The organism is Stygiolobus caldivivus (genome assembly GCF_019704315.1).
GTDB classification, from domain to species: Archaea; Thermoproteota; Thermoprotei_A; order Sulfolobales; family Sulfolobaceae; genus Stygiolobus; species Stygiolobus caldivivus.
This window is the reverse complement of sequence record NZ_AP024597.1, coordinates 1,642,069-1,663,006: the sequence shown is the minus strand read 5'-3', so window position 1 is coordinate 1,663,006 and position 20,938 is coordinate 1,642,069. Positions and strand designations below refer to the sequence as shown.

20 protein-coding genes are annotated in these 20,938 nt (G+C 40.1%); 15 read left to right on the top strand and 5 right to left on the bottom strand.

Features of this window, described 5'->3' with window-relative positions; translation table 11 throughout:
- The first annotated feature begins 44 nt into the window (after positions 1-44).
- Complete coding sequence (locus KN1_RS07710; RefSeq protein WP_221286813.1) at positions 45-671, top strand: hypothetical protein; 627 nt, start codon at positions 45-47, stop codon at positions 669-671.
- Between the two features lie 102 nt (positions 672-773).
- Here the strand turns inward: KN1_RS07710 and KN1_RS07705 are convergent, their stop codons facing one another.
- Positions 774-1,112, bottom strand: a complete 339-nt coding sequence (locus KN1_RS07705; RefSeq protein WP_221286812.1) for a hypothetical protein — start codon at positions 1,110-1,112, stop codon at positions 774-776.
- Positions 1,113-1,144: 32 nt separating this feature from the next.
- On the opposite strand from KN1_RS07705, the gene KN1_RS07700 reads away from it, so the two are divergent.
- The 4 genes from KN1_RS07700 to KN1_RS07685 are packed head-to-tail and all read left to right on the top strand — an operon-like array spanning position 1,145 to position 7,041.
- A complete protein-coding gene (locus tag KN1_RS07700) occupies positions 1,145-2,416 on the top strand; it encodes a M20/M25/M40 family metallo-hydrolase (protein ID WP_221286810.1) in 1,272 nt (423 codons plus the stop codon).
- On the top strand, positions 2,417-3,469 hold the full coding sequence (locus KN1_RS07695; protein WP_221286809.1) for a radical SAM/SPASM domain-containing protein: 1,053 nt from the start codon (positions 2,417-2,419) through the stop codon (positions 3,467-3,469). It begins immediately after the preceding gene.
- A 26-nt stretch (positions 3,470-3,495) separates the two neighbouring features.
- A complete protein-coding gene (gene leuS / locus KN1_RS07690) occupies positions 3,496-6,318 on the top strand; it encodes a leucine--tRNA ligase (RefSeq protein ID WP_221286808.1) in 2,823 nt (940 codons plus the stop codon).
- A 15-nt stretch (positions 6,319-6,333) separates the two neighbouring features.
- Positions 6,334-7,041 carry a hypothetical protein gene (locus KN1_RS07685; protein WP_221286807.1) on the top strand — a complete coding sequence of 236 codons (708 nt, stop codon included), beginning with the start codon at positions 6,334-6,336 and terminating at the stop codon, positions 7,039-7,041.
- Here KN1_RS07685 and KN1_RS07680 read toward each other — a convergent pair.
- Positions 7,024-9,372 carry a M1 family metallopeptidase gene (locus KN1_RS07680; RefSeq protein ID WP_221286806.1) on the bottom strand — a complete coding sequence of 783 codons (2,349 nt, stop codon included), beginning with the start codon at positions 9,370-9,372 and terminating at the stop codon, positions 7,024-7,026. The genes KN1_RS07685 and KN1_RS07680 overlap by 18 nt on opposite strands.
- Before the next feature lie 43 nt (positions 9,373-9,415).
- Between KN1_RS07680 and KN1_RS07675 the strand changes: the two genes are divergently transcribed.
- The 6 genes from KN1_RS07675 to KN1_RS07650 all read left to right on the top strand — a co-directional run bounded on the left by KN1_RS07675 (position 9,416) and on the right by KN1_RS07650 (position 14,041).
- Entirely contained in the window at positions 9,416-10,255 is an 840-nt protein-coding gene (locus tag KN1_RS07675; RefSeq protein ID WP_221286804.1) for a hypothetical protein, read from the top strand.
- Between the two features lie 152 nt (positions 10,256-10,407).
- Entirely contained in the window at positions 10,408-10,710 is a 303-nt protein-coding gene (locus KN1_RS07670) for a hypothetical protein (protein ID WP_221286802.1), read from the top strand.
- 31 nt (positions 10,711-10,741) lie between these two features.
- Positions 10,742-11,413, top strand: coding sequence for a type-4 uracil-DNA glycosylase (udg, locus tag KN1_RS07665; protein ID WP_221286800.1), 672 nt, complete (start codon positions 10,742-10,744; stop codon positions 11,411-11,413).
- Positions 11,364-12,143, top strand: coding sequence for an SDR family oxidoreductase (locus KN1_RS07660; RefSeq protein ID WP_221290596.1), 780 nt, complete (start codon positions 11,364-11,366; stop codon positions 12,141-12,143). Before udg ends, KN1_RS07660 begins: the two co-directional genes overlap by 50 nt.
- Before the next feature lie 112 nt (positions 12,144-12,255).
- Positions 12,256-13,737, top strand: a complete 1,482-nt coding sequence (locus KN1_RS07655) for an ATP-dependent nuclease (RefSeq protein ID WP_221286798.1) — start codon at positions 12,256-12,258, stop codon at positions 13,735-13,737.
- Positions 13,738-13,747: 10 nt separating this feature from the next.
- Positions 13,748-14,041: a TIGR00304 family membrane protein gene (locus KN1_RS07650; protein WP_225905621.1), complete on the top strand. Its 294-nt coding sequence runs from the start codon at positions 13,748-13,750 to the stop codon at positions 14,039-14,041.
- Positions 14,042-14,047: 6 nt separating this feature from the next.
- On the opposite strand, the gene KN1_RS07645 is transcribed toward KN1_RS07650, so the two are convergent.
- Positions 14,048-14,413 carry a DUF2203 domain-containing protein gene (locus tag KN1_RS07645; RefSeq protein ID WP_221286796.1) on the bottom strand — a complete coding sequence of 122 codons (366 nt, stop codon included), beginning with the start codon at positions 14,411-14,413 and terminating at the stop codon, positions 14,048-14,050.
- Positions 14,414-14,741: 328 nt separating this feature from the next.
- Between KN1_RS07645 and KN1_RS07640 the strand changes: the two genes are divergently transcribed.
- From KN1_RS07640 to KN1_RS07625, 4 genes are all read left to right on the top strand, one after another.
- The gene (locus KN1_RS07640) at positions 14,742-15,062 is read left to right on the top strand and encodes a hypothetical protein (protein WP_221286794.1); all 321 of its coding nucleotides are present in this window, start codon (positions 14,742-14,744) and stop codon (positions 15,060-15,062) included.
- 37 nt (positions 15,063-15,099) lie between these two features.
- On the top strand, positions 15,100-17,310 hold the full coding sequence (locus tag KN1_RS07635) for a hypothetical protein (protein ID WP_221286792.1): 2,211 nt from the start codon (positions 15,100-15,102) through the stop codon (positions 17,308-17,310).
- A gap of 150 nt (positions 17,311-17,460) precedes the next feature.
- Entirely contained in the window at positions 17,461-17,853 is a 393-nt protein-coding gene (locus tag KN1_RS07630) for a hypothetical protein (protein WP_221286790.1), read from the top strand.
- A 516-nt stretch (positions 17,854-18,369) separates the two neighbouring features.
- Positions 18,370-18,888, top strand: a complete 519-nt coding sequence (locus KN1_RS07625; protein WP_225905620.1) for a nitroreductase family protein — start codon at positions 18,370-18,372, stop codon at positions 18,886-18,888.
- Here the strand turns inward: KN1_RS07625 and KN1_RS07620 are convergent.
- Both KN1_RS07620 and KN1_RS07615 read right to left on the bottom strand, forming a co-directional pair.
- Positions 18,874-19,794 (bottom strand): tetratricopeptide repeat protein, encoded by a 921-nt coding sequence (locus KN1_RS07620; RefSeq protein WP_221286788.1) that lies wholly within the window; start codon positions 19,792-19,794, stop codon positions 18,874-18,876. The two genes, KN1_RS07625 and KN1_RS07620, sit on opposite strands and share 15 nt — an antisense overlap.
- A complete protein-coding gene (locus tag KN1_RS07615) occupies positions 19,773-20,828 on the bottom strand; it encodes a glycosyltransferase family 4 protein (protein ID WP_221286786.1) in 1,056 nt (351 codons plus the stop codon). The genes KN1_RS07620 and KN1_RS07615 overlap by 22 nt, the downstream gene beginning before the upstream one ends.
- Positions 20,829-20,938: the final 110 nt, after the last annotated feature.

Genomic DNA, 20,938 nt, shown 5'->3' with positions numbered 1-20,938 from the left:
ACATTGGAATAGATATATAAAGTATTCCAAATGATCTATCATTCGTGAATAAAGTATTAATAGCAACAATTACCGGTGTATTATTTTCATTAGGGATTGCCTTTGCCGTAATCTATGTCACTACGTATTTTGTAGCACCGCCGCGAATGACTGTTACAACTACTGCTCCTATTAAAAAAATAAGTGCTGAGCCTACCCCTTACGTATTTAATGCAGACGTACAAGAACCGAACTTTCAAGCAGAAGAGGCACTAATAGCTCATGTTAAGAACAACTTGACCTTAGTAAATGTACCTAATTCTATCCAAAACGTTAGGGGTATTACCTTCGCTGTAGACTATGCCTCCAACTCCTCTAAGCTCCTAACTGTATTTTACGTACTACCAAACTTTATAGAAGCTAAGCCCAACTCTACAATTTACTTCTACCTTTATTTAAATAAGTCATTTTACTACGACCCAGTGTATACTGACTATATATCTGGGATTACAAAAGATGTAAGCGTTACTTTCGTCAAGAACGTATCTGGTTTCGGAGAGTATAACGTGAGTATATCAATTGGAAACGTTAAACCCGGTACAGTAGTCTTCTTACCGGTTTGGGATGTTGACGGATATGAGACGGAGTACGTGATCATCTGGGTAGTCCCGGTAAATTCTCACACTATGTAATAGCTCAGTGCATGAATGGTCGCTCACCTCTCTGCCTTCACATTTTCTTCATCATCGCGTCTATCTACTCACCTATCGTTCCCGCTAGCCTACATCACTTAGTCAGCTAGGAGGACTAAGATCTTCGTCACTAAGCGATTTATTAAACTCTTCTAGGAAGTCATCCACGAACTTTTTCTCACCTAGGACAGTTATATCGTCAATTTTAGGGTCATAGTATTTCTTAACTACCCTGAGGATTGAAGGCAGTGAATTAGGTAAAATTTCGACTACCTCTCCGCCTTCGAGTCTATCAGTTTCGTAGACGGCAAAAGATTGATTCTTATAGACCAGGACCTTTAGTATAGCTACGACCTTTCCGTCTTCAACTTTCTTATAGACGTTTACGTTACCCAGAGGTTCTCCTAATCCATGACGAGTGTATTCAGCATACTTAAGCATAACTTAATTTACTTCAAAGAAGTTTAAATATTGTGGATTATTTCAAGGACTTGTTCGAATTTCTCAAGATAGACACTACATCAGCAAAAGGAAAAGGAGAAGAAGGGGCAAGATTTCTCGTCGATTACATGAAAGAAAACGGTATTAAGGCTGAGTTAATAAGGCATAAGTCTAAAAACCCTTATGTTTACGGAGAAATAAACGTTGGTGCCTCAAAGACACTCTTAGTTTATAACCACTATGACGTTCAGCCGGTAGAGCCTTTAGACAAATGGAACACAGACCCCTTCAATCCCGTTGTTAAAGACGGCAAAATTTATGCTAGGGGTGTAGGTGACGATAAAGGATCACTCCTCGCAAGGTTACAAGCCATAATAGATCTAATGAGGGAGAATAAACTAAAAATAAACATCAAGTTTCTGTATGAAGGAGAGGAAGAGATCGGAAGCCCTAATATGGAGGATTTCCTAAAAGACTACCGCGAGAAGTTTAAGGCTGACTACATACTATGGGAGGGTTCGGGTAGGGCCCCTAACAACGCCCCACAAATAGTCTTAGGCGTTAAGGGCTTATTGTACGTGGAGCTGAGGAAAAAGACCCCTAAAGACCTCCACTCTATGTATGCGCCAATTGCAGAGAACCCCGTATGGGATTTAGTCTACGTGCTGAGATCATTGAGGGATGAGAACGGGAGAGTTTTAATTCCCCACTTTTACGATAAAGTCAAGAAGTTAACCGATGAAGAGAAAAAGTACCTAAGTATAGACGAGCGATACCTAGAACAAGCAGTAGAACAGAAAGTCCAGAAGGGAGGGATGGTGAGACTGATAGAGGAACCAACGTGTAACATAGCGGGGATTTATGGTGGGTATACTGGGGAGGGTTCAAAGACGGTAATACCCTCTTATTCCTTCGTGAAGATAGACTTCAGGTTGGTCCCAGACCAAGACCCTGAGGAAGTATTGAAACTGCTGAAAGAGTATTTAGCCCCTTACGGGGTCGAAATCGTAAAGTACGGTTCCGTAAGACCTTACAGGACGTCAATAAACAGTGAGATAGCAAGAGCTTTAATAAGCTCAGCCCAGAGAGTCTATGGTGTTGAACCCGTTGTATTGCCTAACAGTCCAGGCACAGGGCCTATGGAAATGATCAGCAGACATTTGGACATTAAACAAATAGCTGATGGAGTCGGAGTAGATAACTACGGTTCTAACATCCACTCTTTCAACGAGAACATATACGTAGACGATTATAAACTGGGAATGCTGTGGATGAAAGAGTTATTATCGGAGTTGGGCCGTTAAATGCTCTGGTTAGTACTTACCACGGGAAAATGTAATCTCACATGTGATTACTGTGGCGGCTCATTCCCTAAGGAGACTGTGCCGTGGGGTGTCAAGTACGATATAAATAAGCTTAAGGTAAATATTGAAAGAGACCCTAACGCTACTGTGATATTTTACGGTGGAGAACCGTTAATGAACCCTAAGTTTATAATCCAGGTGATGGATACAATTAGGGCTAAAAGGTGGGGTATACAAACTAACGGGGTAGCCGTAAGGTTACTCCCTGAAATTTACTGGAAGAAAATGGACGTAGCTCTACTTTCCATAGACGGGAGGGAAGAAGTTACAGATAAGCACAGAGGGAAGGGGATATATAAGGTAGTGGTCAAGAACGCCTCATATCTCAAGAGCTTAGGGGTTGAGACAATTGCCAGGATGGCTGTGACTCAGGACGCTGACATCTATGAAGAAGTTATGCACTTGTTGTCTTTAGGGGTCTTTGACAAAGTCCACTGGCAGTTAAACGTAATTTGGAGCGAAAGGTGGGACTTTGAGAATTGGGCTTACTCATCCTACTTACCGGGTATTAAGAGGCTTATGGAATACTTTATGGCTGAACTGAGAAAAGGTAGAATAGTTAAGATAGTCCCGTTCCTAGGGGTTATAAGTGCGTATTTCTTCAAGAAATATAGGGGTGTGGCTTGTGGAGCCGGTTATGATAGTGTTTCAGTATCTACAGACGGTAGGGTATTATCCTGCCCTATTGCTGTCAGGGAGAAATGGGCAGAACTCGGAAGCCTTGAGTCGTTTAGACTCCTAGAAGAGCCCCTACCTGAGGAGTGTAAAGTCTGTGAATATAAGGAATATTGCGGGGGAAGATGCCTCTACACTATCCATGAAAAGTATTGGGGAGAAGAAGGGTTTAAAGTCGTCGATGAAGTTACGAAGGAATACCTTAAGATAGTCTTATCGAGGATTGACGAAATAAAGGGTCTCATTAGAGAAGGTGTGATAAATTTGGAAGACCTCAGGTACGACCCCACTGAGGACTCTACGGAAGTCATACCTTAATATATTCCTTTTCCATTTTTCTAATTGTGAGTGTTTCTTCATTCCTAAACGAGATAGCATCAAAGTGGCAAAAGACGTGGGAAGAGAACAAAGTATATGAAGCGGATCCTAAAGAAGGGAGGCCTAAGAGGTTAATTACAGTTGCTTTTCCGTACACTAATAGCCCTCTGCACATAGGCCACGGTAGGACTTATATTACTGGTGATATCTATGCAAGGTACCTGAGGATGAAGGGCTACAACGTATTATTTCCCTTTGCTTTTCAATATACCGGTACTCCTATACTCTCTATAGCTGAAGCGGTTAAGAAGAAGGACGAAGATATAGTCTCTACCTTCGTTAAAGTATATGGGATCCCAGAAGAAGAAGTGGAGAAGTTTTCAGACCCCCAATACTTGGCTGAATACTTTATGAAGGACATGGAGAACACAGCGAAAACACTTGGCTTAAGTGTCGACTGGAGGAGGAAATTTACAACAGTTGACCCCTATTTTGAAAAATTCGTCCAGTGGCAGTACAAGAGGCTAATGGAGCTAGGTTTCCTGAAGAAAGAAAAGTCGGCTGTGCCATATTGCCCTAACGACCAGTTCCCCGTTGGGATGCATGACACACGTGGTGATATAGAACCGGAGGTAATTGACGTTGATGTCATATACTTCGCATCAGATTCTGGGTTATTCTTTCCGGCAGCTACTTCAAGGCTTGAGACAGTCTTCGGTGCTGTAGCACTTTTGATTAACCCCAGCTCAGAATACCTCATAGTAAACGACAAGAAGAGTGGAAAGAGACTTGTCCTTTCGCGTTACGCCTATCAGAAGTTAAAGTATCAAATGGATCTTGAAGAAGAAAAAAGTATAACTGTAGATGAGCTTGTAAACTACAAGGTAAAGAACCCGCTGACTAACAAGGACATGAAGGTCGTTAAGAGTAAATATGTAGAGCCGAAACAGGGGACCGGGATAGTGATGGCCGTCCCTGCACATGAACCTATACACTACCTCGCATTAACGGAGTTGGGGGAGAGCTTTGAGATAATCCCAGTAATTTCTAGTGACGAATATGGTGATATCCCGGCTTCAGAAGTATTAGCCATTGCCCAGACTACGAACGCCCAAGAGTTAAAAGATTATATAGACGCCCTATATAGAATAGAATATCATAAGGGAGTTATAAGGGAAGACGTACTAGATCATGTACCGAGTTTTATCAGGGACACTATAAAGGAAAGGGTGGTAAATAAAAGTGTAAGAGAGGCTAGGAAGGCTTTAATTGATATATTAAAGAATTTGGACGCACACTTTACTATCTATGAGATCTCTAATGGCCCTGTCTACTGTAGATGTGGGGCGGAGATAGTAGTCAAAGTAATAAACGAACAGTGGTTCATTAACTATTCCAATAGTATCTGGAAGGCTTCAACTTTGAAAGCCTTGGATAAGATAAAGTTTGTACCTGACGATGCTAAAAGGGAGATGGAAAAAGTAGTGTTTAATTTACAACCAAGGGCTTTTACCAGGTCAAGAGGTTTAGGGGTTAGACTGCCTTGGGACTCTAAGGAGATAATAGATAGCCTAAGTGACTCGACAATATATACCGCTTTCTACACTATAGCCCACAAGGTCAAGAAAATAGACCTAAACAAGGTGGACGATAAATTCTGGGATTATGTAATGTTAGGTAGGGGAGAGCAAAATGATTTACCAGTTGAAGTCGCTGAACTGAGGAAAGAGTTCCTCTATTGGTACCCTGTCGACTCCAGGCACAGTGGCAGAGACTTAATCCAGAACCATCTAGCGTACTATATTTACCACCACGTGGCCGTATTCGGTGAAAATATGCTTCCTAAGCAGATCGTTACCAACGGGTTTATCAGAGTAGGCGGTAAGAAGATGAGTAAGAGTTTTGGTAATATCTACCCGCTAGCTAGAGCTATAAATGAATACGGAGTAGATACAGTAAGGTTAGCTTTAACTTCGACTTCATCTATAGGGGACGACATAGAGTTTAACTCGTCAATAGCCAAAAGTATAGGGGATCAACTTAAGCATATTCACGATTACATAATTATGTTATTAAAGGCGCCGTCAACACAAGAAATAAGGAAAGCAGACCTGTGGTTATCATCGATAGTATCAAACTATGTCAAAAAGATCGATGAAGCCATGGAGAAGTTAGATTTTCGCTCAGCTTATGTCAATGTATTTTATACTATGTACGAGGTCATTAAGGACTATGTAGAGCTTACAAACAGTGTTATAAATAAGGATGTGGTGGGGAGTGTTTTGTCTGTATGGATTAGGATGATGGCACCTTTCACTCCTCATATAGCTGAAGAGATATGGCACTATTTTAATGATAGTTTTGTCGTTACACAAAAATTCCCAGAACCTACGGAGCTGAAAGTCGACGGAGGTGCACTGTTAGAGATAGAGTATCTCAGACTATTTGTAGATAAGATAAATGAGCTGTCAGCTAATATGAGTAAAGAACCCGAGAAACTGATAGTTTATGTTAACAGCGATCCCGAGTTAAAGAAGGTCTTAAGGAAGGCCATAAGGGCTATAGAAGAGAGACAGACGTTAAAAGATTTTATGTTAGATGTAGGTGATGATGCTACTGCTAAGCGACTTTATGAGGTAGCTTCTGAACTACCCTCATTAGTTAGGGAATTGTATACCCATAACGATTTAGATGAAGAAAAAGTACTAGTCTCCAATTTGAGGTTTATCATGAATAAGTTAAATCTTACCGAAATCGTAATATATGACGCTAAGGACACGTTAAGTCCGGACATAAAGGGAAAGAAAAGTCTAGCACTCCCCTTAAGCCCGGGAATTGTCTTAATCTGAGTGAAGGTGAACAGTTTGGATTTTTTACTGTCCTCAAAAATCTTAGAAAAAGCAAGGCATATAATTCTAGGCTCAGAGAAAGAACTGACTGTTATAAGTCCAGACTTTGATTATGACTTTGCATCGTTACTATTAGACAGGGCCTCTAGGGGAGTCCACACTACAGTTATAACCGGCAGTCCTGATTGGGCCAGTTGGTTTGAGAATAAGAAAAAATCCTACGGGTCTGACGAAATAAGTCAGCTCAGCAAAGAGACCGAAAAATGTAAACGTGAGTATGAAAGGCTTAAGAAGATGAGAGTCATAACTCCGTCAATTCTTATCCCGGTTGGGGTAGTGGTATGGCTCCTTCTCTACTTGTTCGGAAAGATTGAGTTAACTATTTCAATCTTGCCTATCCTTCTCCTCTCAGGTATCTCAGGTTATGTAGTGTGGAAAGCTCAGAAAAGGTTGTCTGAATTAAACTCAACTATAGCTGTTCAACAGCAGTCATTACAAGAACGGTTACAAGAGACAACTAACGTTAGAAGTGAGATAGAAAAGAACCTAGTTTCTATATTGAATCGTCGCGTGAATTTCACATTAGTATATAACGGTGATGAGGGGTTTGTCACGTCACTACCCCTTTCAGGAGAGATAAAAGAGGAGCAAATATCGTTTTACGAAGATATAAAAAAGGATAAAGTAGACTATATAATTACCCTGCTAAGCAAGTCTTCTTAATATTCTCAAGATCTCTAATGCACTATCTATTTCTATCTTTATATCCGGGAATACTCTAGTAGTGAAATAGTCTTCAACTTCTTTAATGTTTATTCCTAGGTAGGGTATTGCCCCCCTCAGTGACCTACCTAAAATCGCTGTACCTTCATAAAACTCCCTTAGCTTGTCCATATAAGTCTCCAACCATTTCCACACGGCAAATCTAGTATAGGGGTTTCTGGCTACTAAGGGTAATATCCTAGCCGTGTCCTGCCTTTTGATCTCTCCTATTAGCCCTAAACTTAACGTATTAACGACTAAGTACGGTTCTCTGAAACTCAGCATGGCGTTCAGGATCCTGCTCCTCTCCTCATCGAACTTCTCTCCTCTGTACTTCTTTAATAAATCGTCGTAAGCCTCTTCTCCAAAGGCTATTGCATAAGCTGTTGCTACTGCTTCCTTTATGTTAGGGTCGAGCCTATCATAGTCTTCGAAGGCTACTGCTAACCCCATGGCAAACTTATTGTCTACATACGCAAAGGTCCTGAGTAAGTTCCCGTAGATCCTTTTCGAATTTTCGTCCTTTCTACTACTCCAGCGTGCTGTCTGTAATTCTAAGAACTCGTTGATAAGAGTGTACTTGGAAGTATTTATACTCCATAGGTTGAACAGTTCTCCCCTTATCTCGTCTACTACCATATAATTGTCATCGTTCATTAAGTTCCTAACTATATTCTCATAAGTTTCATAACCTATTTTACCGGCTAACAAAAAGTTATAGTAATCATCTAGTAAACCCCACCTTTCTAAGTGGTTAGGACTAGAGTCAAAGAACAAGCCGACGTCATCATATAGCACTCTATAAAACCCTGTCCTATCCAAGTTGAGCTTAAGTGATTTAACGTCTTCTTCAGCTTCGATCGTTACGCTCTCGTCCTTCATCAAGAATGTCGTCTTTTTGCCGTTGATATCTAAAGTTATAGGTATTACATATACCCTAGGTGTGGTATTTGTAAATGCAAACCTTTCTTGTATCAATCTAATCTTCCTACCTTCGACATTTACGTGTATTAGTGGATAACCGTCCTTAGTTATCCAGTCTTTTACTATCTCACTGACGGGCTGGCCTGAGCCTTGTTCTAAACTAACCCAGAAATCATTTCCAGTAGCATTAGAGAATTTGTATTTTTGCAGGTAATATTGGATCCCTCTCTGAAACGCTTCTTTTCCTATATACGCTTCGACCATCCTAAGTATACTTGCACCTTTCCCGTAGCTAATATCGTCAAATATCTGTTCAGCCTCTTCAGGGGACTCTACATGTGCTTCTATAGGATGGGTAGTTGAGAGCGAATCCCTAAACATGGCACTCGAAGTCTCATCCATCAGGAATTCAGCCCAGAAGTCCCAAGACGGGAATAATGCGTCAACTGCTTTGTAACTCATAAAAGTAGCGAAACTTTCATTTAACCAAAGGTCGTCCCACCACTTCATCGTAACTAGGTCTCCGAACCACTGGTGTGCGAGCTCATGAGCTATCACACTTGCCACTCTCCTTTTCTGAGCAAAAGAGGAGTTCTCGTCAGCCAGTAATGCTGTCTCCCTGAAAGTTATAGCGCCCCAGTTCTCCATAGCTCCGAAAGCGAACTCCGGTACTGCTATTAAGTGTTCCTTAGGTAACTGGTACTTTATTCCGAAGTAGTTATTATAAAACTCTATGGCCTTCTTAGCTACCTCTAGTGCCAGTTTCCCTTTACTTATTTTCCCCGGTACGGTAGCTACTATTACGTCTATGTCTTCTAGTTTATCTCTTATTTCCTCGAATTTTCCTATTCCTAGGTATAGTAAGTACGTGGACATTTTAGGGGTCTCTTTAAACTCGACCACCTTTTTGCCGTCTTCAGTCTCTACAACTTTTTCAGCCGGCATATTGGAAATAACATCTAGATCTCTGTCGACTTTTACAGAAATCTTAAAGATAGCCTTATAAGCAGGGTGGTCTACGCAAGGGATAAATTCCCTAGCGTGACTTGACTCAAACTGGGTAGATATTATATATTTTCCGTTATAGGGTGCTTTATAAATACCTACCAGTCCTGTCTCCTTAACCTTTCCTTCGAATTCTACTTCTATAACTCCTTCAATATTACTTATATCAATAGCGACTTTACCTTTCTCTTGTAAAAAGTTCAGTGCTTTCCCTTCATGCCTTACCGACTTCACTATAAGCCCTACTGCGTCCAGCACGAGCTTTTCGTTAGCACCGAGTTTGCAGAAAATTTTCTCAGAGCCTTTATATGTAAGTTCCTTGAAGTTGAAGTCCAAAAAGACTTCATACTTCAATATCTCCATAAAGCACACTTGGATATAAATACCTAAAAAACTATCTACACACATGCTAGTTAGGATAAAAGTTGGCGGAGAGCTCGTGGAGATAAACACTGATTTAAAGAGAAGTTACCTTTCATCACCTGGAGAAGCTAAGTATTATAGTGGGAGGCTAGTTTATTATTTATTAAAGACTATAAACAATATCCCGAGGCTCTACGGTTATATAAAAGGGGATCCTGTTAATGGGTGGAAGGAGACTTTTGAGAGGACATTTTTAACGCTTTTAACATCGGACTTAGACGTAGCTAAAAACTGGTTTAAAGCTTCTTATGAAATAGAACTCCCCTCACTTATGATTAAGGGAGAGGTAGAAGAAGGTAGCGTGTCAGCCAAAGTAGAGCTTAAGGAGGTCCCCCAGTTGAAAGAACAAGGGCTGAGGGCTAATTTTGAAGTAGATTCCTTCTATTTTTCTAGGATCGAGAGAGTGAAGCCCTCAATAATACCTGCGGGAAGAGTCGGGCTCCTAACGGCGTTCAGCAGATTTCTTGTCATTCAATACGAAAAAGCACCCGGAATACCAAAAGCCTTCGGGATCGCCGCTGAGTTCATTAACTCAATGATCCTCCCTCAAGGGTTCAGCGATGAAATTAACGGTCATAAAATCTATGTTGACCAAGAAGAGAATGCAGTATATATTGATAAATCTCCCATTCAGAATGCTCCCCCTGACACCTTATCGTTATTAGCGTTGAAGGTTTTTCTTACAAGAGCCACTGAAAGTGAGTTTATAATAATTGAAGATCCGGAAGCCCACATGGATGAAAACGAGATAGACGAAGTAAAGAAAATGTTTAATGAGACTAAGGCTAGGCTCTTACTTATTACACCTAATAAGACCTTATAGTCAGGCTATCGACCCCTCTTCATCTTTCCGATTATGTCGACTTCATCATAAAATGTCCCCCACCCGGCTGAGGATCCTCATTGCTGGTCAGTCCCTCAGATCCCGGTGATGGGTGGGGTAATCTTAATTATTCCTCCTAGCTAATATTGGTAGTGTCTCAGGCAAAAAAGTTTCTCATACTCCAAGACCTAATATTAGCGAGGACTGCAATGGAGAAGGTCTCGTTACATCTTTCCAACAGACAAGAGGCAGTATTTCCATGGGTTGAGAGAGAACTAAAGGAGTTCATAAGGAGATATTCTACAGATAGAGAATTGTCAACCTACGCTTTAAGTATTAAAGAGGCAATAGAGAGAAAAGACACAGATTCCTTAAGGAAAAATGTTAATGAGGCTAAGGAAAAGCTGAACAAGATGATAGACGAGATGTATAAGTCATTAGCCCAAGGTCAATAAATTATAAGCTTTATAAAATTAATAGATCTCCGTGGATTTGCAAGAAATTGCGGATCAAGTGAGGAGTTGTAAAAAATGTGACCTATGGAAGACTAGGAAAAACGCTGTCCCAGGTGAAGGGAACCCTCAAGCAGAAATTATGTTTATCGGAGAAGCACCCGGTGAAAATGAAGACCTAGAGGGCAGGCCTTTTGTAGGTGCGGCCGGTAAGTTACTAACAAAGCTAATAACAGAAGTTTTAGGGCTGAAAAGAGAGGAAGTATACATAACGAATGTAGTAAAATGTAGGCCCCCTGAGAATAGAGACCCTACTGATAGCGAGATATTGTCATGTAGCCCTTATTTAAAGGCTCAGATAGACTTAATTAAGCCTAAAATTATCGTAACACTTGGTAGGCATTCAACTTCTTACGTGTTTTCACTTATGGGCAGGACTTTTACATCTATAACTAAAGTTAGGGGCAAGGAATTCAATTGGAAAAAAGACGAAAATACGGTCATAAGAGTGTTCCCCACGTATCATCCAGCTGCTGCCCTTTACAACCCTAACTTGAGAAAAGTTCTGGAAGACGATTTCAAAAAAATAAGGGAGGTACTTAACCCTGCGTCAAGCTCAAAAACAGTAACGTTAGAATATTTCATGGGTGGAGAAAATAGACCTAGGGATAAAGGGGAAGAAGGTGATCGTGACAGCATCAAGTAAAGGGATAGGCTTCGCAATAGCTAAGAGGTTTCTAGAGGAAGGTGCTGAAGTGGTAATATCCTCTCATGACGAGCGTAATTTAATAAAGGCTTTTGAGGAACTTAAGCAGTTAGGAAAAGTAGATTATATACGGGCAGACCTCTCGAAACCTGAAGATGTAGAGAAGCTAATTGACGAAGGGTATAAGAGGCTTTCAGGATTGGACGTGTTAGTTTATGTTACTGGTAGTCCTAAACCCGGTAACCTTGAAGAGTTAAAGAATGAAGATTGGGCTGACGCATTTAATCTCCTTTTAATGAGCGCCGTAGTGGCCGTTAGGGAAGCTGGAAAAAGGATGAAAGAAGGAGGGCGTATTATACTATCTACCTCTATGACCCTTAAACAGCCTATTGATAACCTGGACCTTTCTAATGTGGTCAGACTTTCCTTATCCGGTCTAATTAGAGTCGCTTCGAGGGAATTAGGCCCGAGAGGTATAACTGTAAACGGTATAATGCCGGGCTGGACTCTGACAGACCGTGTGAGCCAGTTAGTGAAGGATAGGGCAAGGAGAGAAGGTAAAAATGAAGACGAGGTTTTAAAGGATATTGTAAGAGATGTCCCGTTGAAGCGGATCGGAAAACCCGAGGAAGTCGCTAATGTGGTCATATTTCTAGCCTCAAACTTAGCCACGTATGTAAACGGTGCATTAATACCGGTAGACGGTGGGATCCTCAGGTGTATCCTTTAAAATCCTTAGCACTAATAATACCTCCTTTTTTCTCTCCATAGTGAATATCCTTAAATCAAGCGTTTAACGATTATATCTATGCCCTCTAAATAGATCGTAGTGTGGTTTAGGAATGAAGGTTATTGACTTTTATGTAAATAACTTTCGAAGCCTTTCCTCGGTCAAACTAGAAGGTCTAGGCGGGCTGAACGTCATAGTCGGGTATAACGGGTACGGTAAGACTAACTTGCTGACAGCCTTATATCTATTTATAAAGAACATGGGTTCCGGTCTAGACAAGAGGAGCGTTGAAGACAGAGAAGGTGAATATATGTTACTTTGGAAGGACTACGATGTCTCGAAACCGATAACGATCGGCGGTGTCATTGAGTTCAATGAAGATGAAACGGCAAAAGCCATAGGTAAACCCATGAGGATGAGGATAGAAGTCACTAACAAAATCAAGTATAATAATAAATACGTTGAGTGGTCTTTAGACACGCTAAATATAAATAATTCACCGCCTACTAGTGAAAATTTGGAAAGTGTCAGGAGCCTTTTTTCTTTCGCGTCCCAAGCTGTGGAATATGTCCCAATATTTGACCAAATGTACTTCGACTCAGTAGTAAAGAAAATGGTCGAGATGCACAGAAGCCCGATAAATATGAAGAGGAAGTGGTACGACTTTGTAAACCTCATTAGCGATACTATCCCCGAGATAAAGGGTGTAGAATTTTGGGACACCAACAAGTTAGTCCTTAATATACAAAACTTACCGATATACATTGACTTAGCTGCTAGTGGTTTTCAGAGAGTAGTCTTGATGCTCTTTATCTTGTGGTTAAGCGGTAGTAAAATCTTGTTATTAGAAGAACCTGAAGTAAATATGTACCCCACATTACAGTCAAGGATAATGAAACTAATAAAAGAGTGGACTAGTAAAAACGTCTTCCAGGTCTTCATTACGACACACTCTCCTTACGTTGTAAGCTCCAATGTGGACTCGTATATTATAATGAAAAAGAACAACGGTGTATCTACCGCTATAATGGTCAGGCCTGACGAACAGCTGAAGACAGTATTAGGTCTGCTGAGGGCTAATATGAGCGATTTACTCTTCAGTAAATTTATAATATTGACGAGTGACTTAGCTGAGCCTTCAGTAATACTCAACTGGTTAAAAAGGATAGGTATTTCAAATGAGGAAATGGGTATTTCTGTATATAAAGCCAGTAACGACATAGAGTTACATCTGTGGACACAAATGAAAAACCTATTGGGGCTTAACGTTATTTTCTTAGGGCTGTGTGATCGCGTCGACCCCTCATTAAGGGACTATTGCGTCCCCCTAGGGAGGGAGGTAGAAAATTACTATACAAAGACTAGGTTGATAGACGTTATAAAGAGGTTTGGGATAAACCCAGATGAAAAGGAGCTCAGAGACCTCACCAAAAGTGATACCTACAGTTGGTTAGTTAACGTATTTAAGAAGAGAGGGTTTGACTACGATAAATTCAGGAATAGTATAGGAGAACTCGTTACAATGAATGATGGGATAGAGATGCCCAAGGAGATGGAAATTTTAGCAAATAAAATTAAATCCTTCGAGACATAGAATTAACTATATGATAACTCAACAACTTTTATTTGCAATAGGGTTATCGTTTGTATTCTTTGGTATAATAGTTGTGGTCATAGGGCTTATTTTTGAAATAGTCAGGGGAGCGAAGAAAAAGGAAAACCGTGAGGAAAGACAAGGAGAAAGGGAAAGTAAGACCGAGTACGGGGGAGTAATATTCATAGGTCCTATCCCCATAGTTTTCGGTAGTAATAAAGACATGGCTAAGTTAGCCCTAATAATAGGCTTAGTTATGTTTATTTTAGTTATACTCTTAATGATCTTAAGCCTCCTCGCGTAAACCCAATTATGTCAGGCTCAATATTTCTTCCTCACCGGTTATCTTTTTCCTCCCCTTATACCCTTCTTCCGCATAATGCCAGTACATAATGTCCTTTTCACCCGTTTTCCAGCACAAATAAGCGGGCCTATTATTTATTACAGCAGGGAAGTCAACTAACCCCATATCTGGGTCTCTCAAAATTACCCCCTTTTCCGTAATTTCCTTAACGATCTTATCAATCATAAGAGTATACTGGAGTATCGCGGACTTATCCCCTTTCATCAAGCTCTCTTCTGCCATATACTTGATCCTTTTCATCTCACTGAGCTTTTGTCTAAGCCATGGTAACAGTTCCCTAGCGCTTTTTAGGTCAAAATAAGGGTATTCCACAATTATATTTCCCCGCTATCCTTTATATTTACTTGTTAACTTTTAAGGAGTATTTCGAAACACTAGTCTTTGGTTAGTCATCTCGCTGTGTTTAAGGCTGGTACTAAAAAGATACGCGAGACCCCTCATGATCTTTCCGCATTTCGGAGTGCAACAGCTCTTAGTGATACAGTGGAGGTGTTAATTGTATCTTAGACAAGTGTCTATTATACCCTCTGGCTCAGGTTAATAAAGTCTTAGGACTATAGTATAGTAGTGATTATGAAATGATGTACAGATACATAGATTTAGATGAGTATTTAACTCTGGTAGCATTAGGATATTGTTAATGAGACTTGCGGAACAGTTCATAAGGGACGCCTTATTTTTATCCCTAAAGATGATAAATGAAAACGATTTTTCACTAGCAGGAAAGGTTTGGGAAAACACGATAAAAGCAATTGTAGCCTTCGCTCAAGAAAAAAGCGGTAAAGACGTTTTAGCGCTCGCTCTAGGCATGGCTAGCATAAGTACCGAAGGTTTTCAATCAAAAAACTACCTGAGTATAATAAAAGAAACCCTGAGAGTAGCTGATAAGATAGGTATCCAAGATGAAGAAGTAAGGAGATTATATAGAGAAGTTGAAGATAAATTGAAAGGATTACAATAATGAAAGTCCTTTTAAACATGTAGTAGCAGATCGAAATGTGAACAGGAAGAACTTGTCGATAGTACTACTGCTAGTTACTCTTGAAGTCTTGTCTTCGCTAACAGTCTTTGCGTCAAGTCAGGAAAACGTAAGTCGTTCAAGCCCTAATCTCTTGGGCATGTTCACATATGGCTCTAACTTCACGCTATACATTGAAAATATGAGCAAAAGTTCCACTTCCTTTACCTTTTATCAAGGGACGATCAAACACAGCTTCGTGATACCTAGTACCCATGTGCAAATTCTACACTTTTCGGCTAGAGACGGGTGTTTAATTTTATACTATGTTAAGTTATCCCGGTTTTCACACCAACTAAGGCATTTAGTACCTAACTTGTACATTGTGGCAATCAACTTGTACACCTGGTCTATGAAAGACCTTAATGTTTCAAATATCTCTAATTTCCATTTCTTATATTACAGCCCAGCCGACAATTGCCTTGTAGGATATTCCTTAAACTTTCCCCCTTATCCCTTCTTTGGCGAAGTAATTCTGTATCGAAGTTTTAGTATATATGTGTTAAAAATCAATTTAGCTACGGATCATGTTGACAAAGTACTTCTATATCATGGATGTACTTTGCCTAATGAGCAGATAATCTATCAGGGAGGAAATGTTACATTAATTTCGTCCATCCAGAACAGCTTCTCATCCGCCCAGTTCCCCCTTATAAGTCCTCCTTTAACATGCGTAAAATTCTCAAATGAGTTTATAGACGTAGTAACTGAGGTCTCGGGGAACGGGTTAGGGGAATCATATACTCAGGAAACAGCTTCATGTTTATCGCCCATCATGTACCAAGTTGTAGGGGAAGCCAAGAAAGTCAATTCTTCGTTTGCTCTTCTTGAAGCCCTTAGGTTAAAGCCTACACCTATAGTCCAGGGTGAATTTAACGACACTATAATACAGCTTAGCAATAACGGTCAATTACGCAACAATACGTTCGTCCTTTCCTCGCCTTTTACTGTCTATAATGATTCCCTATACTCCCTTAATTACAGCAGTAGCAGTAATACCCTAACTGTATTAAGGTATAATGACGGGAAATTAGAGACGGTCTTTAATCTGACACTAAGAAGTAATATTTCGCCCCTGTTTTTAACCCTGAATAAGGACGTGATAGAAATCGTGACGTTAGAAGGGTTACCCGTGCTTAAGAGTCCCGTCTACCTTAATATGACTTCGGCTTCGGTTACAAATTATATAAACTATCCCTATTCACTGTCTACCGTAGGAGTAATTAATTATTCCATCTACTCCTTGACGGGTCGGTTATTATACTCCAAAGAGTTTATGGCATCTATAGCGATCTTCTTTACATTAATTAATTACGCTGGTAACATAGAAAATCCTCACGGTATTTTATCAGTCCCGCTGTTTTATGAAAACTTATCTACTAATAAGTTTTTGAACGTAACGTTTTCGGTGGCTGTATTTTCTATAAACTTAACACTACCGTATGTAATAACCTATTATAACGGTAGCTTATTATTATTGGATCAGCAGAATTTCTATGAAGTGAGTGAGGACAATATCACATCACTCCGCTCAGACATAGTGTACATAATAGGGCAAGAATACTTAGTTTTAGTCAACGGTACTAAGCTAACCTTGTACGAGTTTTATCCTCAAGGTCTCAAAGAGCTAGCCTATCTAACGGATGTTTCAGCGTCTTTTACAAATCTTGACTTTTATGGATACCGATATTCTTCACTAAATATTTCACAAATTACAAGTATCATAAGTACCTTAAATACTGACATTGAAGGTAGTATTAATTCTCGAGCTATGAACCAAGCATCTATTAATTCTCCCGCCAGTAATTGCGATCCAACACATGGTTCAGGTTTTTTACTATCCTCACTGGCTCCAAGTTTAAAGGTCTATTCAACTACTCCTATGATTATCTTTTACGAAAAGGGTGCTAGCTCTAGGGAGGAGGATTTAACCTTAATAGTTCCCCCTGATGGCATATTTTCCCTAAACGGCAGTTATATCCCAGTAGGGATTTTTGGTAAAAACTTGTATCTATACAATCACGGATACTTTTTATATATCAACACCTATTCCCAGACTGATACGATTACGCTTGAAGGCTTAACCGTTGCTGATGGTTCACCGGTAATGGAGTTAGTTATAGTTTCTCTATTGTTAGCCGTAATTACAGCTATCGTAGAGATTAAGAATAAAACACTCAGAAGCGAGTAACTTTTTATCATTTTTAATGTTTATACTCTAAAAATCTTTATCTCGTTTTTAAAAGTAATAAATGTTAGCACTGACTGCACACATAACTTTAAAATTTTTCCCCAAAAGTTTGGGTAAAGACAAATATAAAGTGTTGGTATCTTTACCTCTATGCAAAGAGGAACACCAATAGCTGTGTCTATAACAAGATGGGTAGGACTATTAGGAGCGTCCTTATGGGCAGGGGTACATTTAGTCTTGGCAGCACATGTAGTATTCCCAGGAAATCTAACTGCTACAGAGATATATAGTATATTCTTCGGTTTTACGTCGGCTTTAGCGATAATTACTGCCGTGATATTTTTACTTGGGCTGAAAAATCTCTATCTACCTTCGCTGATCTTTTACATAATAGACTTCGCTTTACTCACAGAAACTAGAACAGCACCGGCTCTATTTATAGGTAAGGTTTTACCAGTGAACATATACGTGGAATTAAGCTGGGCCCTAGATATTATACTGATAATAGTAAGTGCAGTATTATGGAAAATAGACAAGTCATAAAGTTAAATTCTTTTTTTAATACGTATCGTTTTCCCTATCTGTACTTCCATAATATGTCCGAGAAATTTCTCATTAGGATAGTTAGCCTTATGCTTGAGGGCTTTTATAAGTATTCCTGAGCGGTAGAGGTGTTTATAATAGTTTGAATATGAGCTTAACGGGGCTGAAGGACCTAAGCTAGCGTCTTCACGGAGTCTCAAAAAGAAAATTTTAATCAAGGATCCCCATGGTTTAAGACCCTCTTGTCTTCCTCAGATACAATTTTTTAATTAATGGGGGGGGGGGGGACTAACTCCCCTATGAGGTAAATAATATAGCTCTTCTATCCAAAGAGAAGTAGCTTAGGTCCTGATTTTTGACCTTTTTCTTCTTAGCCGAAGGTTTTAAATCCTTAGTCTTAAAGATCTATAATAACCAGCGAGGGGATCAAGTGCTCAGTAGAGCTTCGATGAGATCCCCTTGTCCCCGAATTTCCGTAAGTTAACTTTTTCACCGACCTTGTCGAAATTCAGACACGTGAACTCCATAATAGATTTCCTTATAGAGAGAAGGAGTATAAGGAAATTCAGAAGTGAGCCAGTCAAGATGGAACTAATAAAGGAGCTGATAAGAGTTGCAAACTATGCCCCGAATTCTAACAATAGGGAGCCGTGGAAATTTATCGTTATTACCGACGACCTGATAAAGAGAGAACTCTCTACCTTGCATAAGGGCGCTTCTCACATTGCAGAAGCTCCAGTAGGTATAGCTGTGGTAGCCGAACCAGATGTAAGTCCCGAGACGTGGATGATAGATACGGCTAACGCTACCCTATATTTCGTGCTGGCAGCTTATTCAGTAGGACTCGGTGTGGGTTGGATAGCCGCTTATGAAAATAAGAAGGCTAAGGAGCTCTTGAAAATACCCCAAGATAAGGTCTTAATGACCCTCCTCTCTTTAGGCTATCCAGATCCTACATACCAGCCGAGGCATAAAGACGTCAAAAGGCCAGAGGAAGTACTATTTAAGGACTACTGGGGCTCAAAAATGCTTTGATATAAATTCTTCGTAGTATCTAACAGCTTTCCTTAAATTTTCTACCTCATTTTCATGTTTTGATAGTTCCACATACGCTCTGGCTAAGAACAAGGTCTCATTTGCCCTTTCAGCATAATTTATAGCCTTTTTTAAGAAGTCTATCACGTTAGTCCTCTTATAGAGCTCATTGAGGAGCCTTACTTTATCGCTATCAGTTCCTTCTCCGTACTCTTCGAGCTTTTGTAGAGCTTCGTATAGTAGGTCTGGCCGATAGAAGGACAGCCTGTACAAGGTTCTGGCTTCGCCTCTTACATCATTTAACTCCCTGAATATAGCTAAGGCTTCCTCTAGGTCTTCTTCCTTATCCGATGTCAGGAGGGCTTCTGCTAAAAGTTTCTTGTTACCCAGTATACGTGCTAACTCTAATGCTTTTTTCAAGTACTCTCTCCTCCCATTTCTAGCTAAATATATGTATGCTACGATAAGGTCTTCGGTAGGTTGGTCGAAGTTTTCCAGTATTGCACGGGCTTCATCTACGTGCTTAATGTCCCCCATAGCTAAACAGACTTTAGCCAGTAGCCTCTGGGCAGGTACTTTTACTACACTCTTACCTAGAGAAAGTTCCTTAAGTAGCTGGTATGCCGAAGATAAGTCTTTCTTCCTAAAGAGGCATATACTGAGGTTAAATTTTATGATAGAAACGTCTTCCTCGTTTTTAGACTTCTTTAAAGCTTTTCTGAAAGACTCTTCAGCCTCGTCAAATCTCTCGAGCTCGGTGTATATTAGCCCCAGTTGGTTTAGAGCTTGCGGGCTATCTTCCCCTTCTAGTAATTTCACGGCTTCTTCAAGAAGAGTCTTGTCTTTCTTCTTCTTATAGTCCTCATAGAGTACTTTGGCCTTGTCTAGTCTGCTGATATCTCCCATATATACTTATAATACTCTTCTGAGGTTTTATTCCAATCGTACCTAAGCGATGACTCATAGCTCAGTTTTGAAAAGTACCGCATAGTGTTTTCGTCCTCAATTATATAGTCTATGTCTTCAGCGGCTTTATCGTAATTTTTATATTCCACTAAAAAGCCGTTAACCCCGTCTTGTATGATTTCAGGGAGGGAACCTTTAGAATAAGCGACTGCAGGCGTACCACAGGAATTTGCTTCTACTACTGTCATCCCCCAACCTTCGATAAAAGAAGTAGACAGTACCACCCAAGCTTTTTGGTATAAATTTATCTTTTTTCCCTCCTCGACCCTTCCTAAGAAGAATATGTTCTTTTCCCCAGAAATAGCTCTTTTAACTTCGTCTTCCATCTCTCCAGTGCCTACTATAGTCAGGATGGCTTTCCTGTTCTTAAGCCGTTTAAAGATCTTAATGGCGTCCAGTGGGTTCTTATATTTCTTGAGTCTACCTATCCAGAGGACGAGAGGGTACTCCGACTTTTCGCCCGGCTTGAACTTTTCGTGGTCTATACCGTTGTATATAACTCTTATCTTGTCCTCATCTATACCGAACCTCTTAATAAGTTCCTTCTTAGTAGTGTTGGACACTGAGATCAGGTTACGGTAGTTTTTCACCCCTTTTTCGAGGTGTTTAACGATACGTGATAGGACCGGGTTGAGTTCAAAATCCACTACGTCTTGGTGGACGTGGTGTATTAACCCTATGGTCTTTCTATTAACTTTATACGAAAAAAACGGTACTGCGTGTGCTATGCTATCAATGACTACATCATATTTACCGGCTTCCCTAAGAGAATAGTAGTGGAGGCTAAGGGGGTTACCTTTACGGATCAGCCTTATCCCGTCAACTTCACCCTCTGCATGTCCCTTGTTTTCACTCATCCAGTAGACTTCTATTCCTTCCTTCACTAGCCGTTTTCCTACTTCATATATTACTTGCTCAGCCCCGCCAGCTTGGGGATGAAATATATCCCTGTGGTTAATAAAAAGTAATCTCAAGTTAAGATTATCTAAACTTGGATACGTATAAAACTATTTGCAAAGAATTATTTTAGATAAGTATTAGACACGGATGCGAGTTCTTCACCTCAGATAGAAGTAAGAACTGT

What these genes read in the sequence shown, in the direction of transcription:
- KN1_RS07705 (WP_221286812.1), bottom strand. Translation starts at nt 1,112, where the DNA reads ATGCTTAAGTATGCTGAATACACTCGTCATGGATTAGGAGAACCTCTG.
- KN1_RS07695 (WP_221286809.1), top strand. Translation starts at nt 2,417, where the DNA reads ATGCTCTGGTTAGTACTTACCACGGGAAAATGTAATCTCACATGTGAT.
- KN1_RS07680 (WP_221286806.1), bottom strand. Translation starts at nt 9,372, where the DNA reads ATGGAGATATTGAAGTATGAAGTCTTTTTGGACTTCAACTTCAAGGAA.
- KN1_RS07675 (WP_221286804.1), top strand. Translation starts at nt 9,416, where the DNA reads ATGCTAGTTAGGATAAAAGTTGGCGGAGAGCTCGTGGAGATAAACACT.
- KN1_RS07655 (WP_221286798.1), top strand. Translation starts at nt 12,256, where the DNA reads ATGAAGGTTATTGACTTTTATGTAAATAACTTTCGAAGCCTTTCCTCG.
- KN1_RS07650 (WP_225905621.1), top strand. Translation starts at nt 13,748, where the DNA reads ATGATAACTCAACAACTTTTATTTGCAATAGGGTTATCGTTTGTATTC.
- KN1_RS07640 (WP_221286794.1), top strand. Translation starts at nt 14,742, where the DNA reads ATGAGACTTGCGGAACAGTTCATAAGGGACGCCTTATTTTTATCCCTA.
- KN1_RS07630 (WP_221286790.1), top strand. Translation starts at nt 17,461, where the DNA reads ATGCAAAGAGGAACACCAATAGCTGTGTCTATAACAAGATGGGTAGGA.
- KN1_RS07620 (WP_221286788.1), bottom strand. Translation starts at nt 19,794, where the DNA reads ATGGGAGATATCAGCAGACTAGACAAGGCCAAAGTACTCTATGAGGAC.